We start from the raw sequence: 21,632 nt of genomic DNA on the forward strand, positions 1-21,632 counted from the left end.
GACATGACGGCGTTGCGACCACCTGACACCAAGGAAAGCACGATTTCGTGTCCGTCAGCACAGCAAGCCGGAGGCAGATCCAGCTCACCGTGCTGCGGACAAGGCCCCCGGAGATCCCTGCCAGCGGGCGACGCTCAGGGCGCTCCGGTGCTGAGCATGGCGGCCGCGGTCCACAGGACCAGGCCGGTGATGGCGAAGCCACCGGCGGTGACCAGGCCCTGCCAGATCTGGCGGGCCAGGGGCGAGGGCTGCTCCCCGAGCCAGGCGGGACGAGGCGTGCCGGGGGACCAGGGGCTGGAACCACGGGGCGCCCGGCTGGCGATCACGTCGCGCCAGCGGCCGTCGTAGCGGGGCGCCTGCTGGTTGAAGGGGCGCTCGCCCTGGGCCCGACCCGGCAGCACCCGCGAACGCTGGTAGGGCACGGTGTCGTAACCGAACGCCTCGAGGTACTCAGCCGAGTCGAGCAGGGTGTCCACCAGGGCCACGAGCCCGTGCTGGGCGATCAGGATCGAGTAGCGGATCCGTTCCTGTTCCCCATACACCGGGCGCCCCAGAACCCTGCCAACCAGTTGTTCTGCCAGGCGATAGTTGCTGTTGCAATCATAGAAACCCTCACGGAATCGCCTGGAAAGCAACAGGCCACGGATGAAATCCCTCATGGTGATCTGTCCGCTGCGCAACTGGGATTCCAGCACCGCTTCACGATCCACCTTGAAGGCGTGGAAGAAGACCTGGCGATAGGCCTGCTCGATCTGGACGTCGAGGCTGAGGCGGTCTCCGGAGGCCTTGCGGGTCTCCAGGGTGGCGACGGCCTGGCGGGGGGATTCCTCACTGGCGATCGCGAAACTCGGCACCCTGGCATTGAGGCTCGAGGGTCGGGCGGCGAGCAAAGGAAGGGCCATGGAGGGATTCAGGGTGAATGACCCGGAAAGATAACCGTGACCAAAACCGGCCTTGGGAAACCGGCCGGATCCATCACACAGCTTTACTTTCGGGGACTGCCACGGGTGGCGGTGGCAGGGTTGCGGGGCGCTCGCTGGGCTCGCAGTCGAGCCTCAGGACCCGTTCAAGGGTCTGGTTGCGATAAGTTCTCAGGCAGTACTTGCAACCGCCAGTGGTTTGGAGATGACGCTCCGGCGTGATCACAATCTCCCGGACAGGATGCTCCAGACAGCGAATCTTGATCGGGCTGCGGAAGCTCTTGTAGTTGATCTGCGAATAATCGTATCTGCTGCCGAATCTGGACCGGGCTCGCTCCAGAAACGTGGCTTCATCGATCCGTAAACCCATTGGTCGATCCGCGTGAGTCAGGAAGAAAAAACCCGGCTGCGTACGTCAGGCTGACGACGGACCCGGAAGCACGGTCCCATGCTCGGGACCCCATGGGCTCAGGGGGTCAGGAGGCTGACCCAGCCAACGGTCGTCAGGGGCTGTGATCAGGAACCGTTCGACGGGCTCGATGGTGCCTGAACTCAGAGGATTCTGCCGCCCAGGCCGGGCAGGCTGGCCCAGCGCATGAATTCTCCACACTTCGCCGTGGTCAGGGACAGGGGGACCCGGGGGTGGCCAGCTCCTCGGTGATGACCCGGAAGCCGGTGAGCTGGTGGTCACCGAAGGAGCGCAGGAAGGGCACATCCGCCGCATCCCGTCCCCGGGCGATCAGCACCCGGCCGATGCGGGGCCGGTTGTGGCGGGGGTCGAAGACATGCCAGCGATCCTCGAGAAACACCTCGAACCAGGCCGAATAGTCGATCGGTTCCGGCTGGGGCGTGGTGCCCGTGTACCCCAGGTAGCCGGTGCAGTAGCGGGCGGGGATGTTGAGGCAGCGGCAGAGGCTGATGGCCAGGTGGGCGAAGTCGCGGCAGACGCCGCGCCCTTCCCGCAGGGCGTCGTGGGCGGTCTTGTCGCTGCGGGCGGCGCCGTAGTCGAAGCGAAGTTGCTCATGCACCCAGTCGCAGATGGCCTGCACCCGTGACCAGCCGGGGCGGACGCCGCCGAAGCGCCCCCACGCGACCTGGGCCAGGCGATCGGTATCGCAGTAGCGGCTGGGGTTGAGGTAGGGGTAGGTCACGATCGGCAGCGCCCCCACCGGGCACTCCCCCACCTCAGGCGCCACTGGATCGGGAAGGCCGGGGTCGGCCACCACCACCTCGAATCCCAGGGTGGTGCTGCCCGTGGAGGCCATGAAGCGGCAGGCACGGTTGCCGTCGGCATCCGTGAGCACCTCGGCGATCCGGTCCGGGCTCAACCGCAGCCGCTCGGGGCCGCGGCGGTCCTCCAGGCGGCTGCCATGGGGATGGACCAGGGCCAGCACCGGGGTCGGCGCCCAGCAGGAGAGGGTCAGTTCGCAACCGAGCCGGATCAGCATGGAGAAGGCATGGCGAACGGAGCGGCCCCGAGGGTCGATTGTCGCCCCCCGGGCGGGGTTCCGGGGCGGGCATCGGTGATGGGGATCCCTGGCCCGGATGGTGGTCGGGGCCGCTGCGCCGCGACCGGGACAGGGACGGCAGCGGAACGGTGTGGTCGGCGCCCAACATCTGCTGCGCTGGTGCTGCACTGGTGCTGCGGCAGCGCAACGGAGTCGCGGCGGTGGCCTCCAAGGGCGATCCCTGCTAGTACAGATGTACCGCTTTCCGCAGCCATGCCCTCCGCTCCAGGCCCCACTCCAGACTCCACTGACCCCTGCGACGTCTGGCCCTATCTGGGGCCGGAACAGCTGCTCCCCAGCCGCAGCCGGCACGTCTGCCTCACCTGTCAGTGGTTCCGTCACCACGCTGATGCCGACCGCATCCCCCTGCTGAGCTGCCAGTGGCATCAGGCCCTGATCTGCCACGGCGACCATCTCACCCAGCGCTGTCCGAGCTGGCTGGAGCCGCTGCAGCGAAGCTCCGGCTGGTGTCCTGAGGCCGCCTGAGCACTGGCTCCGGATGGGGCAGAGCTCTCGATAGGGTGGGCCCTGCCCGCCCCCGTCCGCATGGCCATCGTCCGCGCGCAGGGCCTCGGCAAGACCTACCGGGTGGCCGACAAGCAACCCGGACTGGCCGGCACCCTGCGTCACTTCGTGAACCGCCGCGAGCGCCTGATCGCGGCGGTTCAGGACGTGAGCTTCTCGATCGAGCCGGGCGAGTTCGTCGGCTTCCTGGGGGCCAACGGTGCCGGCAAGACCACCACCCTCAAGATGCTCACGGGGCTGATCCACCCCACCAGCGGCACGGTGGAGGTGGCCGGGTGCCAGCCCCAGCGCCGGGAGGCGGATTTCCTCGGCCAGATCACCCTGGTGATGGGCCAGAAGCAGCAGCTGATCTGGGATCTGCCGCCACTGGATTCCCTGCGGGTCAACGCCGCCGTCTACGGCATCCCCCCCGAGGAGAGCCGGCGCCGCATCGCCGAGCTGGCGGAGATGCTCGAACTGGGGGACGAACTGCGCCGGCCGGTGCGCAAGCTCTCCCTCGGCCAGCGGATGAAGGCGGAGCTGCTGGCGGCCCTGCTGCACCGCCCGGCGGTGCTGTTCCTCGATGAACCGACCCTGGGGCTGGATGTGAACGCCCAGGCCCGGGTGCGCAGTTTCCTGGCCGACTACAACCGCCGCTTCGGGGCCACCGTGCTGCTCACCAGCCACTACATGGCCGACATCACCGCCCTCTGCCCGCGGGTGCTGCTGATTCACGAGGGCCGCCTCTTCTACGACGGCAGCCTCGAGACGCTCACCCAGCGGCTGGCACCCTGCCGGGAGGTGCGCCTGGAGCTGCATGCGCCCATGGGGGCCGAGGCCTTCGCCAGCTACGGCGAGGTGGAGGCCATCGAGGGCCGGGAGGTGCGGCTGCTGATCCCGCGGGAGCGGCTCACCGAGCAGGTGGGACGCCTGCTGGCCGACCTGGCCGTGGTCGATCTGTCGGTCTCCGACCCGCCGATCGAGGACATCATCGGCCGGCTGTTCCATCAGGGGGCCCTGGCATGAGGGGGGGCCTGGGCCAGCGGCTGGGCCACGCCCGCCGCATCGCCGCCGTGCTGCTCTCCAGCCAGTACGCCTACATGCTCGAGTACCGGGCCGAGATCGTGCTCTGGGCGCTCTCGGGGGTGTTGCCCTTCATCATGCTGGGCCTGTGGAGCGCCGTCGATGCCGGCGGCGGGCTGGGGATGAGCTCCCTGCAGCTGGCCCGCTACTTCCTCTCGGCCTTCGTGGTGCGTCAGTTCACGATCGTCTGGGTGATGTACACCTTCGAGGAGGACAACCTCAACGGCCGCCTGTCGCCCTATCTGCTCCAGCCCCTGCCGCTGGTGTGGCGCTACGTGGCCGCCCACCTGTCAGAGCAAGCCACCCGGCTCCCTTTCGTGGCGATGCTGGTGGGTCTGTTCTTCCTTCTCTATCCCGCCGCCTTCTGGTGGCCCTCGCTGCCGTCGGTGCTGCTGGCGGTGCTGGCCACCCTGGCGGCCTTCGCCCTGCGCTTCCTGATGCAGTTCACCCTGACGATGGTGTGCTTCTGGAGCGAGAAGGCCAGCGCCCTGGAGCGCCTCCTCTATCTGCCCTACCTCTATCTGTCCGGGCTGGTGGCCCCCCTGGCCCTCTATCCCGAGGGAGTCCGGGCCTTCGCCTTCTGGACCCCCTTCCCCTACATGGTCGATGTGCCCGCCAGGATCCTGGCCGGTGAGACCGTGCCGGTGCTCCAGAGCTTCGCGGCTATGGCCGCCTGGGCCGCCCTGCTGCTGCCGATCAATCTGCTGCTGTGGCGCCGGGGGCTGCGCCACTATTCGGCCATGGGGGCCTGATGGACAGGTACCTCTCCACCCTGCGCATCTTCTGGATCGCCTCACTGACGGCGGAACTGGAATACCAGGCGAATTTCCTGATCGAGCTGGTGGCCACGGCCGGCAATCTGGTGGGCAGCATCTTCGTGCTGTCGCTGTTCTACGGGCGCGGCCAGTCCCTGGGGGGCTGGAGCTGGGAAGGGGCCCTGGTGGTGCTGGGGGTCTACACCCTGCTGGAGGGGATCACCAGCACCCTGCTGCAGCCCAACCTCAGCACGATCGTGGCCCACGTGCGCACCGGCAGCCTTGATTTCGTCCTGCTCAAGCCGATCGACAGCCAGTTCTGGCTCTCGGCCCGCACCTTCTCCCCCTGGGGCCTGCCCGGCATCGCCCTGGGGGCCGGCCTGATCGGCTACGCCGCCTGGAAGGCCGGCGCCACCCCGGCGCCCCTCACCCTGCTGGGGGCGGCCCTGATGCTGGTGGCCAGCCTGATGATCCTGTACAGCCTCTGGTTCGTGCTGGCGGCCAGCAGCATCTGGTTCGTGAAGATCTGGAATGCCACCGAGGTGCTGCGCAGCGTGCTGGTGGCGGGCCGCTTTCCGGTGAGTGCCTTCCCGGCCGGCCTGCGGGCCTTCTTCACCTTCATCGTGCCGGTGGCCTTCCTCACCACCGTGCCGGCCGAGGCGATCCTGGGGAGGGCCTCCGGCCCCTGGCTGCTGGCCGGTGGCGCAGTGGCCATTGCCTCGGTGGTGGCGAGCCGCTGGTTCTGGAACTTCGCCCTGCGCTTCTACACCTCCGCCTCCAGCTGAATGGAGCCCCTCGTCCCCCTGCCCCTGGAGGAACTGCCGGAGCTTCCCCCGCTGGCCCTGGCGGTGGTGGGCCACGTGGAGATGGTGAGCTTCGTCGGCGTGGACCATCTGCCGGCGGCCGGCGAGATCCTCCATGCCGAGGACTTCTGTGAGCTTCCCGCCGGCGGCGGCGCCGTGGTGGCGGTGCAGATGGCCCGTCTGACGGGAGAGCGGGTTCCCTTCTTCACGGCCCTGGGCGATGACGCCCTCGGGCGCCGGGCCGCCGAAGAGCTCGAGGGGCTGGGGCTGGAGCTGCACATCGCCTGGCGGGCAGCCCCGACCCGGCGGGGGATCACCTTCATCGACGCCGGCGGCGAGCGCACGATCACGGTGATCGGCGAGCGCCTGATGCCTACCGCCGACGATGGGCTGCCATGGCAGCGGCTGGAGCAGACCGACGGGGTGTTCGTCACCGCCACCGATGCCGCCGGCCTGCGGCAGGCGCGGCGGGCCCGGGTGCTGGCCGCCACCCCGAGGGTCCGGCTGACGGCCCTGCGGGAGGCGGGCGTGACCCTCGACGCCCTGATCGGCAGCGCCGCCGATCCCGGCGAGGCCTACCGGCCCGAGGATCTCGATCCGCTGCCCCGGCTGCGCATCGGCACCGAGGCCGAGCGGGGCGGGGTGCTGGTTCCCGGCGGCCGCTATGCCGCTGTTCACCGCACGGGGCCGGTGCGGGATGCCTACGGCGCCGGCGACAGCTTCGCCGCCGGCGTCACCACGGCCCTGGCCGCTGGCTGGGATCTGCGGCAGGCGGTGAGCCTCGGCGCCCACTGCGGCGCGGCCTGCCTCGATGGCCGCGGGCCCTACGCCAGCCAGCTGCGGCTCAGCCGCCGCTGACCAGCAGCAGCAGACGGTTGCCCTCCGGATCGGCCAGCCAGGCCTCGGCCCCGAAGGGTTCCTGCCGCGGCGGCTCCACCGGCACCGCCCCCAGGGCCAGCACCACGGCGAGCCAGTCGTGGAGCACCTGCAGGGGGGGCGCCTCCCCCGCCGGGCGCGAGAAACAGAGGGCCAGCCGGCCCTCGCCCCGGGGGCGGGGACGCTGCCGTGAGGGGGCGTAGATCTCCAGACGGCCATCTCCCGGCCCCAGCAGGCGCCAGTGGCTGGGGCTGAATCCCTGCAGCGGGTCCGTCCCCAGCAGGGTGCCGTAGAAGGCGGCCAGCCGCTCGGGGTCATCGGCGGCGAGCACCAGGAAGGGCGCCGGGGCGGGGGGCGTCATGACGGAAGCGGCCTGGGCTCGCCACCATGGCAGCAGAACGGATCCCCGGTGGCCATGGCGGTGTTGGTGCTGAACGAGGCGGAGCGGCGCAAGCTGGACAGCTCCGATGACGCCCTCTTCTATGCCGAACCCCGCTTCGTGCAGCACCTCGATGGGGCCTTCCGCCGCCGGCTGACCGCGCTCTACCGGGAGCGGATCCCTTCCTGCGCGGTGGTGCTGGATCTGATGAGCAGCTGGGTGAGTCACCTGCCGGAGGACATCACCTATGAAGAGGTGATCGGCCATGGCCTCAACGGGGCCGAACTGGCGGCGAACCCGCGACTGGATCGGCACTGGCTGCAGAACCTCAACCAGGACCAGCACCTGCCCCTGGCGGACGCCAGCGTCGATGCGGTGCTGATGGTGGCGGGCTGGCAGTACCTGCAGCGGCCCGAGCCGGTGGCGGCCGAACTGCTGCGGGTGGTGCGCCCCGCCGGCCAGGTGATCGTGGCCTTCTCGAACCGGATGTTCTTCCAGAAGGCTCCCCAGGTCTGGACCGACGGCAGCGACCGGGATCACCTGGCCTACGTCAGCCGGGTGCTGCAGGCCCAGGGCTGGCCGGCACCCCAGCTGATCGCCGAGCCGACCCGGGCCGAGGGCCCCATGGGCTGGCTGGGGGGGCAGGGGGATCCCTTCTTCGCCGTGGTGGCTGAAAAACCGACGCCGTAGGCCCTGCCGATGTCCGACTCCCACCCGTCGCCGCCCCCTGAGCAGCCCCTGCCCCCCTGGCGGGCGCTGCTGCGCGGCGCCCTGGAACGGCAGGGCCGCTCCCCCCAGGCCCGCTGGCTGCAGCTGGCCAGCGTGGCGGCGGATGGCACCCCGCGGGTGCGCACCCTGGTGTTCCGCTGCTGGGCGGGAGCGGCCAGCCTCGATCTGCTCACCGACCATCGCAGCGCCAAGAGCGGCGAACTCGTCGGCACCGCCCCTGTGGAACTCTGCTGGCTGCTGCCCAGAGCCCGCAGCCAGTTCCGGCTGCGGGGCCAGCGGCTGCCGCTCGCTGGCGAGGAGGAGCAACGGGCCCTGACGTTCCACTGGCAGGCCCTCACCCCCCGGGGCCGGGCCCTGTGGGGCTGGCCGGCGCCGGGGGAACCCCTCCAGAGCGAAGGGCCGTTCCCCCGGGAACTGGGGGAGGAGGCCCCGCGGCCGGAGCACTTCGAGCTGCTGCGGGTGGGGCTGCAACGGGTGGAGCTGCTGGAGCTGAGCGGTCACCCCCACCGGCGCCGCCTCTGGCGGGCCGACAACGACTGGATGGAGGAGTGGCTGAATCCATAGCCCGCTGCGGGGGCGTGGCAGCCACGATTAACAGATCGTTACATTAGCCTGGGCAAAAGCGAGCGACCCATGCTGGACGTCCTGTTTCCCATCGTTTACGGGGTGAGCTTCGCGGTGATCGCCGGCGGCGCCTTCGCCCTGATGACCCAGAACCTGCGCAGCGTCGCCTCCACCCCCTCCCCGCGGCAGCGCCACCCGGAAGCTCCGGCCCACGGTGAGGAAGTTCTCTACGTCGACCTCAGCCGCGAGCGGCTGGAGCAGCTCTACGAGCAGGCCGGCTGAGGCCGCCGCTCAGGTCGGGAAAACGGTGATGTTGGCCATTTCCCGGTAGGTGTCATCGGCCATGGCATCGACCCGGAACGCGGTCCAGGTGGCGAAGGGTTCCGGGTCGCTGGCGGCGACCGGCCATTCGATGCGTCGTTTCTGGTAGGTGAGACCGACACAGGTCAGGGCCTGGTCGTCGGCCATCAGGGACCAGAGGAGCTGCAGGTCGCTTCGCTGGTAGGAGACCGGCCCCTCCTGCAGGCAGGAATCGGCCGGATAGCCGGGGGCCAGCTCGAGGCTGCGCTGGTTCTCCCAGCAGAGATAGTCGCCGTTCTCGGTGGGATAGAACCAGCAGGTCTCGTTGTCGGCCTCCCGCAGGGAGAACTGGTCGAGGCAGCGGACCGTCTCGATCCCCAGGCGCTCGGCCGGGTGGCCGGCGCTCGGCTGCCGTTCCGGGCCGCTGAGTTCGTAGGCGCCGAGCCAGAGGGCCCGTGGCTCGAGATGGGGCACCACCGCATCGCAGATCAGCCGCCGCGCCGGCCCCGGATCCGCGGAGACAGCGGCGGAAGGCTCCTCCGGGCAGGGGCTGGTGCGCAGGGGCTCAAAGGGGTCGGCCCCACTGACGTTGGCCTGGCCTGAGCTGACCAGGTCATCCAGGCTCGGGGGATGCTCGGCGGGAACGCGGAACATGCGCAGGGCGATGCCGCTGCGGACGCCCAGGCGCTGGGCCGCCAGGATCTCCTCCCAGGACGCGCCATCGCTGGGAAGGCCTCCCTCGGGAGCCAGTACGAAGACGAGAGCGTGCGCCATGGGGGAGCGGGGTGAACGCCGCAGACATCAAAGCCCGGATGGCAGAACCACCCGGGCCGATGCTGCGAAGGCAGGAGCCGAAATCAGCCGAGGCCGATCTGGGCAAGGATGCCCTGGCCGGTCAGGATCTCGGTGCCGAGGCCGATGACGAAACCGAGCATGGCCAGGCGGCCGTTCCAGGTTTCAGCGAAGGCGACGAAGCCGAAGCGGGTGGTGGAGTCAGACATGGGTGGGTTCGTTGCGAAACTTGAAGGGAGTGTAAACGATCGTGAAGGGATCGGACTGTCGTCAACGATGCCGTCGACGGCCCAGGGGCTCGATCCACTCCTCCAGCACCCCAGGGGCCGGAGCCGGGGCCGAGGCCGGAGCCGGCGAGGCGGGGGACCGGGAGGGTTCTCCGGTGGGAACCAGGCGACAGCCCAGCTGGATGTCCCCCTGGTCGAGAAGGCGACCGAGCCGCAGGGCGGTGGCCTCCTCCAGACGGGAGAAACGGTCCTGGCCGTGGGTGAGCCAGGAGAGTTCGGCGGGGGTGATGACTCCGGTGGACAGGGATTCGAGGTAGAGCTCGCCGACCGTCATGGCTGATGTAACGGAACATGAAGACTATGGCGCGCATCCCCGGGGACCGCGGACGGCCTCGGAGCGCATCAGAGGGCGAATCCGGAGAGGCCCTCGCGGTGGCACCACCGGCACCTTTACATTTCTTAAGACGTTCTTCGGGGGCGGGTCTGGCTGACCCGTCCTTTTTTTTGCCCGCGCTGCCCCGGCGGCCCCACCAGGATGGGGGGACAGTCGGCGGGCGGGCGGATGGAGACGGAAACGGTGCTGCCCCTGGCCGGGGCGGCGGTGCTGATCGTGATGGTGGTGGTGGGCGTGGTGGTGGTGGTGCTGCGGCCCAGCGACCTGCCGAAGCGCTGAAGTCGATTCCTGGGCAGTGGTGATGGCGCTTCAGGTGGTCTGGTTCAAGCGCGATCTGCGCCTCGCCGACCACCGCCCCCTGGTGGAAGCGGCCCGGCGCGGACCGGTGCTGCCCCTCTATGTGGTCGAACCGGAGCTGTGGCGGCAACCGGACAGCTCAGGCCGCCAGTGGAACTTCTGCCGGGAGGCGCTCCAGGAGCTGGGGCAGGCGCTGGCCGAACGGGGACAGCCCCTGGTGGTGCGGGTCGGCGAGGTGGTGGCCGTGCTGGAGGCCGCCCACCGTCGCCTTGGCATCGCCGGTCTCTGGAGCCACCAGGAAACCGGCAACCTCTGGACCTACGCCCGGGATCGGCGGGTGGCCGCCTGGGCCCGCGAACGGGGGATCCCCTGGCAGGAGCTGGCCAGCTTCGGGGTGACCCGGGGCCTCAGGGATCGCCGCGGCTGGGCCCGGGCCTGGGAGCGGCGCATGGCCGAACCGTTGCTGGAGGCTCCCGTCGCCCTGCCCCCCCTGGAGGGCATCGCCCCCCGGGACCTGCCCACCGCCGCCGACCTGGGCCTGGCGGCGGACCCCTGCCCGGCGCGGCAGTGGGGTGGCCGGAAGGCCGGCCTGGAGCTGCTGGACGGCTTCCTGCACCAGCGGGGACGCGGCTACCACCGGCGGCTCTCCAGTCCCCTGACCGCCTTCGAGGGCTGCTCGCGGCTCTCGCCCCACCTGAGCTGGGGCACCCTGTCGATGGGGGAGGTGACCCAGGCCACCCGGGCCCGGCGGGCGGCCCTGGCGACCCTGCCTGCCGAGGCGGCCGCGGGCTGGCCCCGGGCCCTCGACGCCTTCCTGTCACGCCTGCACTGGCACTGCCACTTCATCCAGAAGCTGGAGAGCGAACCCTCGATCGAGATCCTCGAGCTCCACCCCGCCACCCGCCACCTGCGCGTCACCGACCCCGAGCGGCTGGCGGCCTGGTGCGAGGGGCGCACCGGGGTGCCGTTTGTGGATGCCTGCATGCGCGCCCTGCTGGCCAGCGGCTGGATCAACTTCCGCATGCGGGCGATGCTGCTGTCGTTCGCCAGCCATCACCTCTGGATCGACTGGCGCGACAGCGGCCTGCACCTGGCCCGCCAGTTCGTCGACTACGAGCCCGGCATCCACTGGAGCCAGTGCCAGATGCAGAGCGGCACCACGGGCATCAACACGATCCGGATCTACAACCCGATCAAGCAGGGCCTCGACCACGACCCGGAGGGGGTGTTTCTGGGGCGCTGGCTGCCGGAACTGGCCGGGGTGCCGGCGATCTGGCGCCACGAGCCGTGGCGGATGGATCCGGCCACCCAGGTGGCCAGCGGCTGCCGCATCGGCCTCGACTATCCGGCCCCGATCGTGGATGTGGCCGCCGCCGCCCGCCAGGCCCGGGAACGGCTCTGGGGCCTGCGGCGCCAGAGCGGCTTCGGCGCCGCCGCCGACGCGATCCAGGAACGGCACGGCTCGCGCCGCTCGGGCCTTCCGCCCTCCGGCAGGAGGAGCGGCGGGGGCCGTCGCCGGTCGTCGCGGCTGGCCGAGGGTCAGCTGTGCCTGGACCTGGGACTGGGTCCGGAGAGCGCTTCACGTTCCGTTACCTGAATCGCCAGAATCTTCATAATTCTCCCGCCGCCATGACCACCACTGTCCTGCTTGAGATCTTCGCGGGCTTCTTCACGGCCTTCATCGCCCTGTGGATGCTGGCGCTCAACCGTCCGACGGTCGCCGCTGTCGTGCCCACGGGCGCGGACGACCGCGCTGCGGTTCCCGCCTCCGTCACCGCCATTGCCGCAACGATCCGCCAGGTCCTGAGGTCCTACCTCCTGCGGGAAGGGCGCCTGGCCAACGTCGGATTGCTGATCCTGAGGCTGGCGATCGGGACGATGATGATCCACCACGGCCAGGACAAGCTGGCCGATCCGCAGGCGTTCGCTACCAACTATGTGGTGCCCCTGCACCTGCCCTTCCCCCTGTTCCTGGCCCATGTGGCGGGCTACTCAGAAATCCTGGGCAGCTGGCTGCTGATCCTCGGCCTGCTCTCGCCCCTGGGGGCCCTGGCCCTCACCGGCACCATGGCCGTGGCCGCCTACCACCACATCCTCACCAGCGGCTTCAACATCTACGTGCTGGAGCTGGTGGTTCTCTACCTGGGCGGCAGCCTGGCCCTGCTTCTGGTCGGTCCGGGCCGCTACTCGTTCGATGCCGGCATCGTCGATGGGCTGCTGAAGGACAGCATCGAATCCCGGGATGCCGGCGGTGTCCGTGAGAAAGAGACTTCCGGCTTCGGACTGATGGGGGAAGGGGCCTGAAGGCCCTCCAGCGTCCTTCCTGGCCGGCTCCCGACCAGAACCTGGCCAGCCTTCAGGGGTTTGCGGTGGAAGGATCGGCGCCACTGGCCTTGGTGGCGGTGGCCCGTGGGGCTCCCCCCCAGCGGAACTGCACCCCGCCTCCGACATCCCAGGCGGTGCCGGCACCGTAGAAGCCCGCCCCGCCACGGATGAAGAACGTGGTGTTGTCCCTCAGGGTGTAGGCCAGCCCCCCCTGCAGCCCCAGTCCACTGGCCTGGGTCAGGGAGCCCGCCGGCAGGGTGCTGGCCAGGGCGATGCCATCGGTGACCGCATTGGCCGGGGCCTGGCCGAGGAAGCCGGCCCCCAGCCAGCTGAGTCGAACGGAGGGCGTGAGCAGATTCCTGCCCTGGGGCAGGGGAGCCCTCCAGGTGATGCCGATGTCGGCGGTGCCGACGGTGCTGCTGGAGGCCGGCACGCTCCAGAAGCGGTTGGTGAACCCATCGAAGACCGTTGCACCGCCCAGCGAGAGGCTGGTCAGGGTGAGCAGAGCGCTGGGTTCGAGAACCTGACGATCGGACAGCCGGATCCTGCCACCGAAACTGGTGGCGAGATTGAAGGCGCTGCCGCCGACCGAGGAATTGCTGTAGCGGGCACCGATGGCGTTGGAGCTGCTGATGCCGAACGGTTGATCGGTCGTCAGAGCATCGCCTCCCAGGGCCGCCCCGATGAACCAACCGGGCTTGGCGAACTGCACCAGCACCCCGCCACCACCCAGGCTGCCGTTGGCGGATTGGCCGTTGAAGGGGACCGCGAAATCATTGACGGAGCCGCCCCGTGCCTGGAGTGACCCGAAGCGGCCGAAGGCGCCGATCACCAGATCGCCGATGGCGTAGTCGAGCCGCAGACCCATCTGGGCCCCGCTCACCGAGGAGGGGCCTCCGGCCACACCGCTGATCAGGGGACCGCCGAAGCCACTGCCGAACACCCGAAGCCGCCAGCCGTCTCGGTCGCTGAAGTAGCCCCCGGGCTGAACACTGAAGCGGAAGGCCGAGGTGGACGGCCCCTCCGGCTCTGGATCGGCGAGGGGAGAGGACTCGCGCACCTTCTGGGGCAGGGGCTCCAGCAGATCACGGCTGAAGCTCCGCCAGCCCATCCCGGCGCCAAGGGGAAGCAACCGGGCGTCGAGTCGGTAGACATCAACCCGCAAGGGGCGATTCGGCACAACGGAGGCCGGCGTCGCCACAGGTGCCGGCGAAGGCGTCCCCGGCGTGGACGGTGAAGGCGTCGGGGTCGGCGGGGTGACGGGGGGCAGGCAGAACTCCGCCTCGGTTCCATCGGGGCAGATCGCCGCCCGGGCCGGGCCGATCGCGACCACGGCACCGAGAACGAAAGACGGAAGCAGGGCGAGGCGAGCCGCGATGGCCCTCCCGTCGCGGGCGGAAGCGAGGCGCAGCGAAAGAGGCCGTTCAGGGTCAGGTCGAAACGGAAGCAAGATTTTGGTCACTTTTTCTTGTTTTGAGTTTCCTAGCAATACCCACTGACAGCCGTGGCCGAAAACGCTCATTCTTGGGACTCTATAAAGATTCTTTATGGCAACTTTAATGTTCTTAATATGTGGCGTTTAGATGGGCACGACGATATCGAAGCTGCCCTGTCTTGTTCGCAGACTCGGCAAGACAGGTCGTTGCCATAGGATCCGCGCCACGCGAACTATCGACCAGATCCAGGCATGAAATTCCTCGGGCTTGACCTCCTGGCAGGACTTTTGGGCCAAGCCAGCCTTGCCGGTGCACCCAAGGGCGAGGGCCTGCACCGACAGGTTTTCGCCGAGGAAGCGATCGATCCGGCCCTGACGGCGGACATGGAACAGCGCTGGGCGATCGCCCTGCTGAATGTCAACAGAATCCTCGAAGAACTACCCCTCCGGGATGACTATGAGGATCTGCTGAATGAATCGTTCGCCACCGCCGGCAGCGATCCCGATCAGTTCCAGTCCCGGGTGATTTCGCTCGCGCAGGTGATGCGGGGGCCAGGCCTTCAGCTGGCGGTCGAACGGCGCAGCGGAGAGGAACTCTCAGGTGCCAGCGGTGCCTACACACCCCGTGATCCCGATGGGCGGCAGAGGATCTACATCAATGCCAACTGGCTGTCCCTGGCCACCTCCGTGGAGGCCATTCAGCGCGTCCTCCTGGAGGAAGTGGGTCACGCCATCGATCAGTGGCTGAACGGCCCCCTCGATGCCCGGGGGGATGAGGGCGCCCTGTTCGCCGCCCTGGTCACTGGTGCGCCCCTGGATGAGGCGCAGCGGGCGGCGATCCTGGCCGACAACGACCAGCACCAGCTCCTGATCGATGGCCGCTCGCTGGCCGCTGAATTCGCCAGCGCACCGGTGCTCAACGACAGCTTCGTCGGCACCCGCATCACCGCCGAGGACACCCCCCTGGCCATCACCGGCCTGAGCGTGGCCGACAGCGACAACGGTGGGGCGCCGATCACGCTGCGGCTGCGGATCGCCACCACGGGGGGCACGGCCACCCTGGCCAGCGCCGCCCTGATCACCAGCGGCAGCAACGGCAGCGCCGACTTCACCCTGGAAGGCAGCCTGGCCGCCATCAATGCGGCGATCGCCAGCCTCCTGTTCACGCCGGCGGCCGACGCCAACAGCGTCAACACGCCGGTGGCCCCCAGCCTCACCCTGACGGCCACCGATCTCACCAACGGCGACGGCCCCATCAGCCTCTCCACCGGGCCGATCCAGGTCACCCCGGTCAACGATGCCCCCACCCTGGTCACCAGACCCCTGGTGGTGGCGGAAGGGAGCACAGCCAATTTCACATTGGTGAACTTCACCCTCTCGGATGTGGACAACCTGCCCGAGCAGGTGATCTACCGGATCACCTCCCTGCCGGGCAAAGGAACCATCAGGCTCAATGGCAATCCCCTGGTGGTGGGCTCCAGCTTCTCCAGCAGCTTCAGGGGAAGTTTCACCTACACCCATGACGGCTCCCAGGTGCTGCCCGGGGTGATCGCCGGCAGCGACAGTGATGCCGTCACCGTCTCCGTCGACGATGGTGCCGGCGGGCGGATCGCTTCGGCGACCGTTCCGATCAGCATCACCCCCGTCAACCAGGCACCGGCCGTGAGTGGCTCGGTTGCCGTCTTCGAGGGCCAGCGGGGGGTGCCGGTCACCCTCAGCATCAGTGATGCCGACCAGGCCGCGGGCGTGGCCCACACGGTCGTGATCACCTCCCTGCCCCTGCGGGGCACGCTCCGCTACAACGGCACGCCGATCACGGCACCGTTCACTCTTCCTTCGCTGGCGGGGCTCACCTACGACCACGACGGCAACGACCTCAACGGCGGCTTCCCCCCGAACGAGAGCTTCGGCGTCCGCGTCAGCGACGACGGCGGCGGCCAGGGAACCGGCGGGGTGCTCAGCACCAACACCGTCATCAACCTGGCAGTGCAGCGGGTCAACGACGACCCCACCCTCAGCGCCAACAACCCGATCGTCACCCCCACCGGCAGCACGGCGATCACGGCCGCCGCCCTGAGGGTGAGCGATGCGGATTCGCCGTCCTCCAACCTCACCTACACCCTTACGGCGGCAGCGGATCCGGCCCGGGGGCAGCTGCAGGTGTTCCGTGGCGGCACCTGGGTGGGCCTGCTCAGCGGCGGCAGCTTCAGCCAGGACGACATCGACACCGGGCGGCTGCGGTTCAACTTCGTCGACGGCACCCCATCGGGCACCACGGCGGACTTCACATTCACGGTGGAGGACGGCGCCATCGGCCTGCTTCCCGGCGGCTTCACCCAGACCCGGGACGGCGGCATCCACACCAACAGCTCGCCCCAGCCCCTGCCGGGGGATCCGCTGACGCCGATCAGCTTTCGCCTCACCTACCTCAATCCCCTGGGCACCAGCAGCAGCGGCGGCGGCAACGCGCCCGCCAGCCTGCCAGCCAATGCCGCCCCCAGCCTGGCCACCAACAACCTGCTGCGCACCAGCGAAGGTGCCACGGTGACGATCCGGGCCACGGATCTGGCCATCAGCGACAGCGACAGCAACCCGGCCGAGCGGGTCTACCGGCTCACCGCCGCGCCGGCGGGAGGCAGCCTGCGGCTGAACGGTGTGGCCCTCAACAACCTGGACGTCTTCACGCAGGACGACATCAACAACGGGCGGCTCACCTTCGTACACGGTGGAGGGGAAGTCTTCGATTCCGGCTTCCGCTTCAACATCAGCGATGGCCGCAGCGTCGTCAGCAACGGGGCCAGCGATTTCCGCTTCGCGATCCGGGTCACTCCGATCAACGATGCCCCCAGCGCCAGCGTCAGTGGCAGCACCAGCCTGCTGGTGGAAGGGGGCACCTTGACCTTCAACAGCTCCAGCCCCGGACCGCTGCTGGGGGCGGCGGAGCGTCGCGACATCACCATCGCCGACGTCGATGGTTCGGGACAGCAGGTGTTCGCCGGAGCTCCCGGCAACCCCAACCCCGGCGCCGATGCCCTCTGGGATCCGGGCAGCTTCTCCCAGGCCGACACAGCCGACCAGCGACGGCTGCGGATCGACACCCTGCCGGCCAACGGCGTGCTCGAGTTCGACACCACCGGCAGCGGCGCCTGGACCGTGATCGGCGATGGCAGCGGCGGCAGCCTCAATCGCGCCACGCTCCGCATCAGCCAGAGCCAGCTTTCGGCGGGCCGCCTGCGCTATCGCCACAACGGCAACGACGGGCCTGGGGAGCTGGCCGACAGCTTCGTCTTCACCCCCCTCGACCGCTTCGACGCCCCCGGCGCCCCGGTGTCGGTCCCCCTGACGATCGCGCCCCTGAACGATCCGCCGGCTGCGATCGAAAACACTCCCCTCACCGTGGCGGAAGGTTCCCGCGGCGTGATCACAGGAAGCGCCAGCACCAGCACGGCACTCCGGCTGGCGTACGGCGATTCCGACAACAGTCCGATCCAGCGCCAGTACCGGGTCACGTCCCCCACCAGCAACGGTCGGCTCTTCCTCAACGGCCGTGCCCTGGGTGTGAACAGCGTGTTCACCCAGGCCGACCTCGACAACAACCTGATCACCTACCTGCACGACGGGACCGAGACCAGCAGCGATGCCTTCAGCTTCAGGGTGAGCGACGGCGGTGGCGACAACCCGATCAGCGGTGCCACCAACGAAATCCCCGGCACCTTTGTCATCGCGGTCACGCCCGCCAACGACCTGCTCAGCCTGAGTTCCCCGGCTTCCCTTGATGTCTTCGGCAGCGGCTCCACCCCGGTGGCCGTGGCCAGCGCCGGGCTGCTGCGCGCCACCGACAGCGATCTGGACACGATCGGGAGCGGAGAAACCGATCTGCTGCGGATCGAGGTCCAGCTGCTCGATGGGGCCAATGCGGTGGTGCCCTCCGGGCTGATCTCCTTCACCTCCCCAAACCCCACCTCAGCGCGGGCGTTCCTGAGCGGCAAGGGCAGCAACAGCCTGGTGGTGCAGGGCACCCGCAGCGAGATCAATGCGGTCCTCGCCAGCCTCACGGTGGCCTTCGGCGCCGACCTGGATGCCAGCGACCTCAAGCTGCGCGTCAGCGTCGACGACCGCCTCTACAGCGCCGCGGGCGTGCTGGGGGTGGGGGCCAACGGTGGCCCGGTCAACCAGAACGATGGGGCCGGCAATCCGGTGCCCATCGATGCCGCCAACAACCGGATCAGCCGCGACATCGCTCTGACGGCCTCCAACCTCAACGATCTGCCCACGATCACCAACCCCACGCTCTTCAGCGTCAACGAAGACGCCAGCGTCAGCCTGGGCGGCTTCGTGCTGGCCGACGCCGACAGCTTCGGCCGCAACGTGAGCGTGCAGGTGCAGCTGTTCCGCGATGCCGCGCGAACGGTCCTGGCCGATGCCACCACCGAAGGCCGGCTGCTGCTGGGCGCCATCGCCGGCCTGAGCGCCGCCACAGGCGACGGCACCAACACGATCACCCTCACCGGCCCGCTGGCGGCGGTGCAGACCGCCCTCAATCTGTTGCGCTTCCAGGGGGCCCCCGACTTCAACGGCGCCGCCAGCGGCCTGGGCAACCTTTTCCTGCGCACCAGCCTCACCGATTTCGGTCACGCTAATGTGCCCGCCGGCAACCGGGTGTCCGTCGACAACGGCGTGCGCATCACGCCGGTCAACGATGCGCCACTGCTGGCGGTTCCCGCCAACACGGTGATCGCCAGCGGCACCTTCCTCGACATCAGCAGCGGCTTCGCCATCCAGGACACCAGGGACACCAGCCAGGGGGCCACCGATGACATCCGGGTGACCCTCAGTGCCACCGACGGCGCCACCCCCTACGGCAGCCTGCTGATCCAGAACGCCAACGGCGCCACCCTCACCACCAACGGCACCGCCAGCGTGCAGGTGCGGGGGACGCGTGCCCAGGTTCAGGCCGCCCTGAACACCCTGCGCTACACCCCGGCCAACCCCAACGTGGATCGGGTGGTGACGATCACCGCCACCGCCTTCGACTTCGACAACGGGGCCGAAACCGTGGGGGTGATCGGAAACAACACCGCCACCGGCGCGTTCACCATCAACGTGTCCTCCACCAACGAGGCCCCGGTGCTGACGGCGCCGGCCACCCGCACCGTGGTGGAGGACAGCGGCGCCAACGCCTTCACCGGCGCCAACCTGATCAGCTTCAGCGACCCCGACGACTTCGGGGCCCTCGAACGGCTCACCGTCGCTGTCAACCGGGGAACCATCAACCTGGTCACCCGCACGGGGCTGACCGTGACGGGGGGCAACTACGGCACCACCAGCCTGACCGTGACCGGCACCGAGGCCAATCTCAACGCGGCCCTGGCCTCGCTCACCTACACGCCCACGGCCAACTTTCACGGCAGCGCCACGCTCACCGTGGTCGTCAATGACCTGGGCAGCACCGGCAGCGGCGGCGCCCGGCAGGCCGTCAGGAGCGTCGCCCTGACGGTGACCCCGCTCAACGACCAGCCCGTCGCCACCACCAACGTCGTCCTCCCCGCCATCGCGGAAGACGTCGCCGCCGCCGCCATCGCCGGCGCCACCCTCAGCTCCCTGGCCTTCGGCTATTCCGACGCCACCGACAACCAGACCGCCAATGGCGGTGGCAACACGGCCACCCCCTTCTCCTTCCTCGCCGTCGTCGGCGCCACGAACTACACCGCCGCCCAGGGCGTCTGGCAGATCTCCACCTCCGCCACGCCCAACCCCGCCGTCGCCGGCGACTGGATCAACCTCCCCACCGCCGGCCTGTCCACCGCCGCCGCCCTCGTCTTCGGTGCCGCCAGCCGGGTGCGCTTTGTGCCTGCGGCCAACTTCCACGGCACCCCCGGCAGCCTCCTGGTGCGTCTCGCCGATGCCAGCGCTCCTCTCGCCACCAGCACCTCGGCCAGCGCCACCTTCAACCTGGCCAGCGCCGGCGGTACCAGCGGCACCGGTGCGTGGAGTGCCGTCAATCGCACCATCGCCACCAGCGTCACCAACCTCAACGACCGGCCCACCGCCAGCGCCGCCAGCCTCGCCGCCACCACCGAGGACAACCCCAACCCGCCCGGCGCCACCATCGCCGCCCTCGGCTTCGGCTTCAGGGATACGGCCGACGACCAGCGCAGCGTCACCGGCGGTGCCAATGCCGCCTCCGCCTTTGGCGGCATCGCCATCACCGGCAACGCCGCCACCGCCGCCCAGGGCGTCTGGCAGTACAACCTCAATGCCGGAGCCGGCTGGGTCACCATCGCCTCCCCCTCCGACAGCGCCGCCCTGCTGCTGCCCACCTCCGCCTCGCTCCGCTTCCTCCCCAACAGCCCCAACTTCAACGGCACCCCGGGCGGCCTCACCCTCCGCGTCGCCGACACCCCCCTGGCCTTCAGCGCCGCCACCGACCTCACCCCCCTGCTGGGGCCCACCGGCCGCTACTCCGACCCCACCTCCCTCAACACCACCGTCACCCCTGTCAACGACGTGCCGGCCTTCACCAGGGGGCCGGATCAGACCCTGGTGGAGGACGCCGGTGCCCAGAGCGTGGCCGGCTGGGCGACGGGCCTGAGCCGCGGGGGCGCTGCCGACGAGGCCGGCCAGACCCTCAGCTTCCTGGTCACCAACAACAACAACGCCCTGTTCAGCGTCCAGCCCGGCATCGACGCCAGCGGGCGTCTCACCTACACCCCGGCGGCCAATGCCACCGGCACGGCCACCGTTTCCGTGCGCGTTCGCGACAGCGGCGGCACCGCCAACGGCGGCATCGACACCAGTGCCATCCAGACGTTCCTGATCTCGGTGACGCCGGCCAACGACGACTTCAGCGACGCCAACGAGACCCTCTCCATCGCCGAGGACAGCGGTACCACCACCGGCAATCTCCTGAGCGGCACCACCAGTCCCGATGGCCCGGTCTCGATCGCGTCCTTCTCCATCGCCGGCCAGAGCGGCCCCTTCCCCCTCGGCAGCCCCATCACCATCGCCGGCGTCGGCAGCCTCACCATCGCCGCCAACGGCTCCTATTCCTTCTCCCCGGCCGCCAACTACAACGGCACCGTTCCGCTGATCACCTACGCCGTCACCGACGGTTCTGGCCTCAACGACTCCTCCACCCTTTCGATCACCGTCACGCCGGTCAACAACGACTTCAGCGACGCCAACGAAACCCTCTCCATCGCCGAGGACAGCGGTACCACCACCGGCAGCCTCCTGAGTGGCACCACCAGTCCCGATGGCCCGGTCTCGATCGCGTCCTTCTCCATCGCCGGCCAGAGCGGGCCCTTCCCCCTCGGCAGCCCCATCACCATCGCCGGGGTCGGCAGCCTCAGCATCGCCGCCAACGGCTCCTTTTCCTTCACGCCGGCCGCCAACTACAACGGCACCGTTCCCCTGATCTCCTACGTCGTCACCGACGGCTCAGGGCCCAACGATTCCTCCACCCTCGCCATCACCGTCACGCCAGTCAACAACGATTTCAGCGACGCCAACGAGACGATCTCCATCGCCGAGGACAGCGGCACCACCACCGGCAGCCTCCTGAGCGGCACCACCAGTCCCGATGGGCCCGTCTCGATCGCGTCCTTCTCCATCGCCGGACAGAGCGGTCCTTTCCCCCTCGGCAGCCCCATCACCATCGCCGGCGTCGGCAGCCTCACCATCGCCGCCAACGGCTCCTATTCCTTCTCACCGGCCGCCAACTACAACGGCACCGTTCCCC

At 69.4% G+C, this 21,632-nt stretch carries 19 protein-coding genes; 11 read left to right on the forward strand and 8 right to left on the reverse strand.

Features of this window, described 5'->3' with window-relative positions:
• Nucleotides 1–134: 134 nt before the first annotated feature.
• The 3 genes from KUG38_RS13535 to KUG38_RS13540 all read right to left on the reverse strand — a co-directional run bounded on the left by KUG38_RS13535 (nt 135) and on the right by KUG38_RS13540 (nt 2,368).
• Nucleotides 135–902: a phycobilisome rod-core linker polypeptide gene (locus KUG38_RS13535; protein ID WP_216922528.1), complete on the reverse strand. Its 768-nt coding sequence runs from the start codon at nt 900–902 to the stop codon at nt 135–137.
• Between the two features lie 73 nt (nt 903–975).
• A complete protein-coding gene (locus tag KUG38_RS16985) occupies nt 976–1,290 on the reverse strand; it encodes a DUF723 domain-containing protein (RefSeq protein WP_286196033.1) in 315 nt (104 codons plus the stop codon).
• Between the two features lie 250 nt (nt 1,291–1,540).
• Nucleotides 1,541–2,368: a transglutaminase-like domain-containing protein gene (locus tag KUG38_RS13540; RefSeq protein ID WP_216922529.1), complete on the reverse strand. Its 828-nt coding sequence runs from the start codon at nt 2,366–2,368 to the stop codon at nt 1,541–1,543.
• 273 nt (nt 2,369–2,641) lie between these two features.
• Between KUG38_RS13540 and KUG38_RS13545 the strand changes: the two genes are divergently transcribed.
• Genes KUG38_RS13545 through KUG38_RS13565 form a run of 5 tightly spaced genes read left to right on the forward strand, consistent with a single transcriptional unit; the run spans nt 2,642 to nt 6,431 of the window.
• A complete protein-coding gene (locus KUG38_RS13545) occupies nt 2,642–2,914 on the forward strand; it encodes a galactose oxidase (protein ID WP_216922531.1) in 273 nt (90 codons plus the stop codon).
• A gap of 60 nt (nt 2,915–2,974) precedes the next feature.
• Nucleotides 2,975–3,958: an ABC transporter ATP-binding protein gene (locus tag KUG38_RS13550; RefSeq protein ID WP_190609688.1), complete on the forward strand. Its 984-nt coding sequence runs from the start codon at nt 2,975–2,977 to the stop codon at nt 3,956–3,958.
• Nucleotides 3,955–4,767 (forward strand): ABC transporter permease, encoded by an 813-nt coding sequence (locus KUG38_RS13555; RefSeq protein WP_216922533.1) that lies wholly within the window; start codon nt 3,955–3,957, stop codon nt 4,765–4,767. The genes KUG38_RS13550 and KUG38_RS13555 overlap by 4 nt, the downstream gene beginning before the upstream one ends.
• A complete protein-coding gene (locus KUG38_RS13560; RefSeq protein WP_216922534.1) occupies nt 4,767–5,555 on the forward strand; it encodes an ABC transporter permease in 789 nt (262 codons plus the stop codon). Before KUG38_RS13555 ends, KUG38_RS13560 begins: the two co-directional genes overlap by 1 nt.
• Nucleotides 5,556–6,431, forward strand: a complete 876-nt coding sequence (locus KUG38_RS13565; RefSeq protein WP_216922535.1) for a PfkB family carbohydrate kinase — start codon at nt 5,556–5,558, stop codon at nt 6,429–6,431.
• Here KUG38_RS13565 and KUG38_RS13570 read toward each other — a convergent pair.
• Nucleotides 6,418–6,810 carry a VOC family protein gene (locus tag KUG38_RS13570; RefSeq protein ID WP_216922536.1) on the reverse strand — a complete coding sequence of 131 codons (393 nt, stop codon included), beginning with the start codon at nt 6,808–6,810 and terminating at the stop codon, nt 6,418–6,420. The genes KUG38_RS13565 and KUG38_RS13570 overlap by 14 nt on opposite strands.
• Before the next feature lie 54 nt (nt 6,811–6,864).
• Between KUG38_RS13570 and KUG38_RS13575 the strand changes: the two genes are divergently transcribed.
• The 3 genes from KUG38_RS13575 to KUG38_RS13585 all read left to right on the forward strand — a co-directional run bounded on the left by KUG38_RS13575 (nt 6,865) and on the right by KUG38_RS13585 (nt 8,403).
• A complete protein-coding gene (locus tag KUG38_RS13575; protein ID WP_216922537.1) occupies nt 6,865–7,518 on the forward strand; it encodes a methyltransferase domain-containing protein in 654 nt (217 codons plus the stop codon).
• 9 nt (nt 7,519–7,527) lie between these two features.
• Nucleotides 7,528–8,121: a pyridoxamine 5'-phosphate oxidase gene (locus tag KUG38_RS13580; RefSeq protein ID WP_216922538.1), complete on the forward strand. Its 594-nt coding sequence runs from the start codon at nt 7,528–7,530 to the stop codon at nt 8,119–8,121.
• A gap of 69 nt (nt 8,122–8,190) precedes the next feature.
• On the forward strand, nt 8,191–8,403 hold the full coding sequence (locus KUG38_RS13585) for a hypothetical protein (protein ID WP_216922539.1): 213 nt from the start codon (nt 8,191–8,193) through the stop codon (nt 8,401–8,403).
• Nucleotides 8,404–8,412: 9 nt separating this feature from the next.
• Here the strand turns inward: KUG38_RS13585 and KUG38_RS13590 are convergent, their stop codons facing one another.
• The 3 genes from KUG38_RS13590 to KUG38_RS13600 all read right to left on the reverse strand — a co-directional run bounded on the left by KUG38_RS13590 (nt 8,413) and on the right by KUG38_RS13600 (nt 9,774).
• Entirely contained in the window at nt 8,413–9,195 is a 783-nt protein-coding gene (locus tag KUG38_RS13590; RefSeq protein WP_094584181.1) for a hypothetical protein, read from the reverse strand.
• A gap of 83 nt (nt 9,196–9,278) precedes the next feature.
• Entirely contained in the window at nt 9,279–9,473 is a 195-nt protein-coding gene (locus KUG38_RS13595) for a CAB/ELIP/HLIP family chlorophyll-binding protein (protein WP_502988703.1), read from the reverse strand.
• Nucleotides 9,474–9,483: 10 nt separating this feature from the next.
• The gene (locus tag KUG38_RS13600; RefSeq protein WP_216922541.1) at nt 9,484–9,774 is read right to left on the reverse strand and encodes a PM-15 family protein; all 291 of its coding nucleotides are present in this window, start codon (nt 9,772–9,774) and stop codon (nt 9,484–9,486) included.
• A 361-nt stretch (nt 9,775–10,135) separates the two neighbouring features.
• Here KUG38_RS13600 and KUG38_RS13605 point away from each other — a divergent pair, with 361 nt between their 5' ends.
• Nucleotides 10,136–11,728 carry an FAD-binding domain-containing protein gene (locus tag KUG38_RS13605; RefSeq protein ID WP_216922543.1) on the forward strand — a complete coding sequence of 531 codons (1,593 nt, stop codon included), beginning with the start codon at nt 10,136–10,138 and terminating at the stop codon, nt 11,726–11,728.
• A gap of 32 nt (nt 11,729–11,760) precedes the next feature.
• Nucleotides 11,761–12,435 (forward strand): DoxX family protein, encoded by a 675-nt coding sequence (locus KUG38_RS13610; protein WP_216922545.1) that lies wholly within the window; start codon nt 11,761–11,763, stop codon nt 12,433–12,435.
• A 52-nt stretch (nt 12,436–12,487) separates the two neighbouring features.
• Here KUG38_RS13610 and KUG38_RS13615 read toward each other — a convergent pair whose 3' ends face one another.
• A complete protein-coding gene (locus KUG38_RS13615; protein WP_216922547.1) occupies nt 12,488–13,789 on the reverse strand; it encodes a hypothetical protein in 1,302 nt (433 codons plus the stop codon).
• 390 nt (nt 13,790–14,179) lie between these two features.
• Here KUG38_RS13615 and KUG38_RS13620 point away from each other — a divergent pair.
• Nucleotides 14,180–21,632, forward strand: a 7,453-nt coding sequence (locus tag KUG38_RS13620) for a cadherin-like domain-containing protein (RefSeq protein WP_216922548.1), incomplete at its 3' end; no start/stop codon positions are given.

It is taken from the genome of Synechococcus sp. CCAP 1479/9, assembly GCF_019038535.1.
Lineage (GTDB): Bacteria > Cyanobacteriota > Cyanobacteriia > PCC-6307 > Cyanobiaceae > Cyanobium.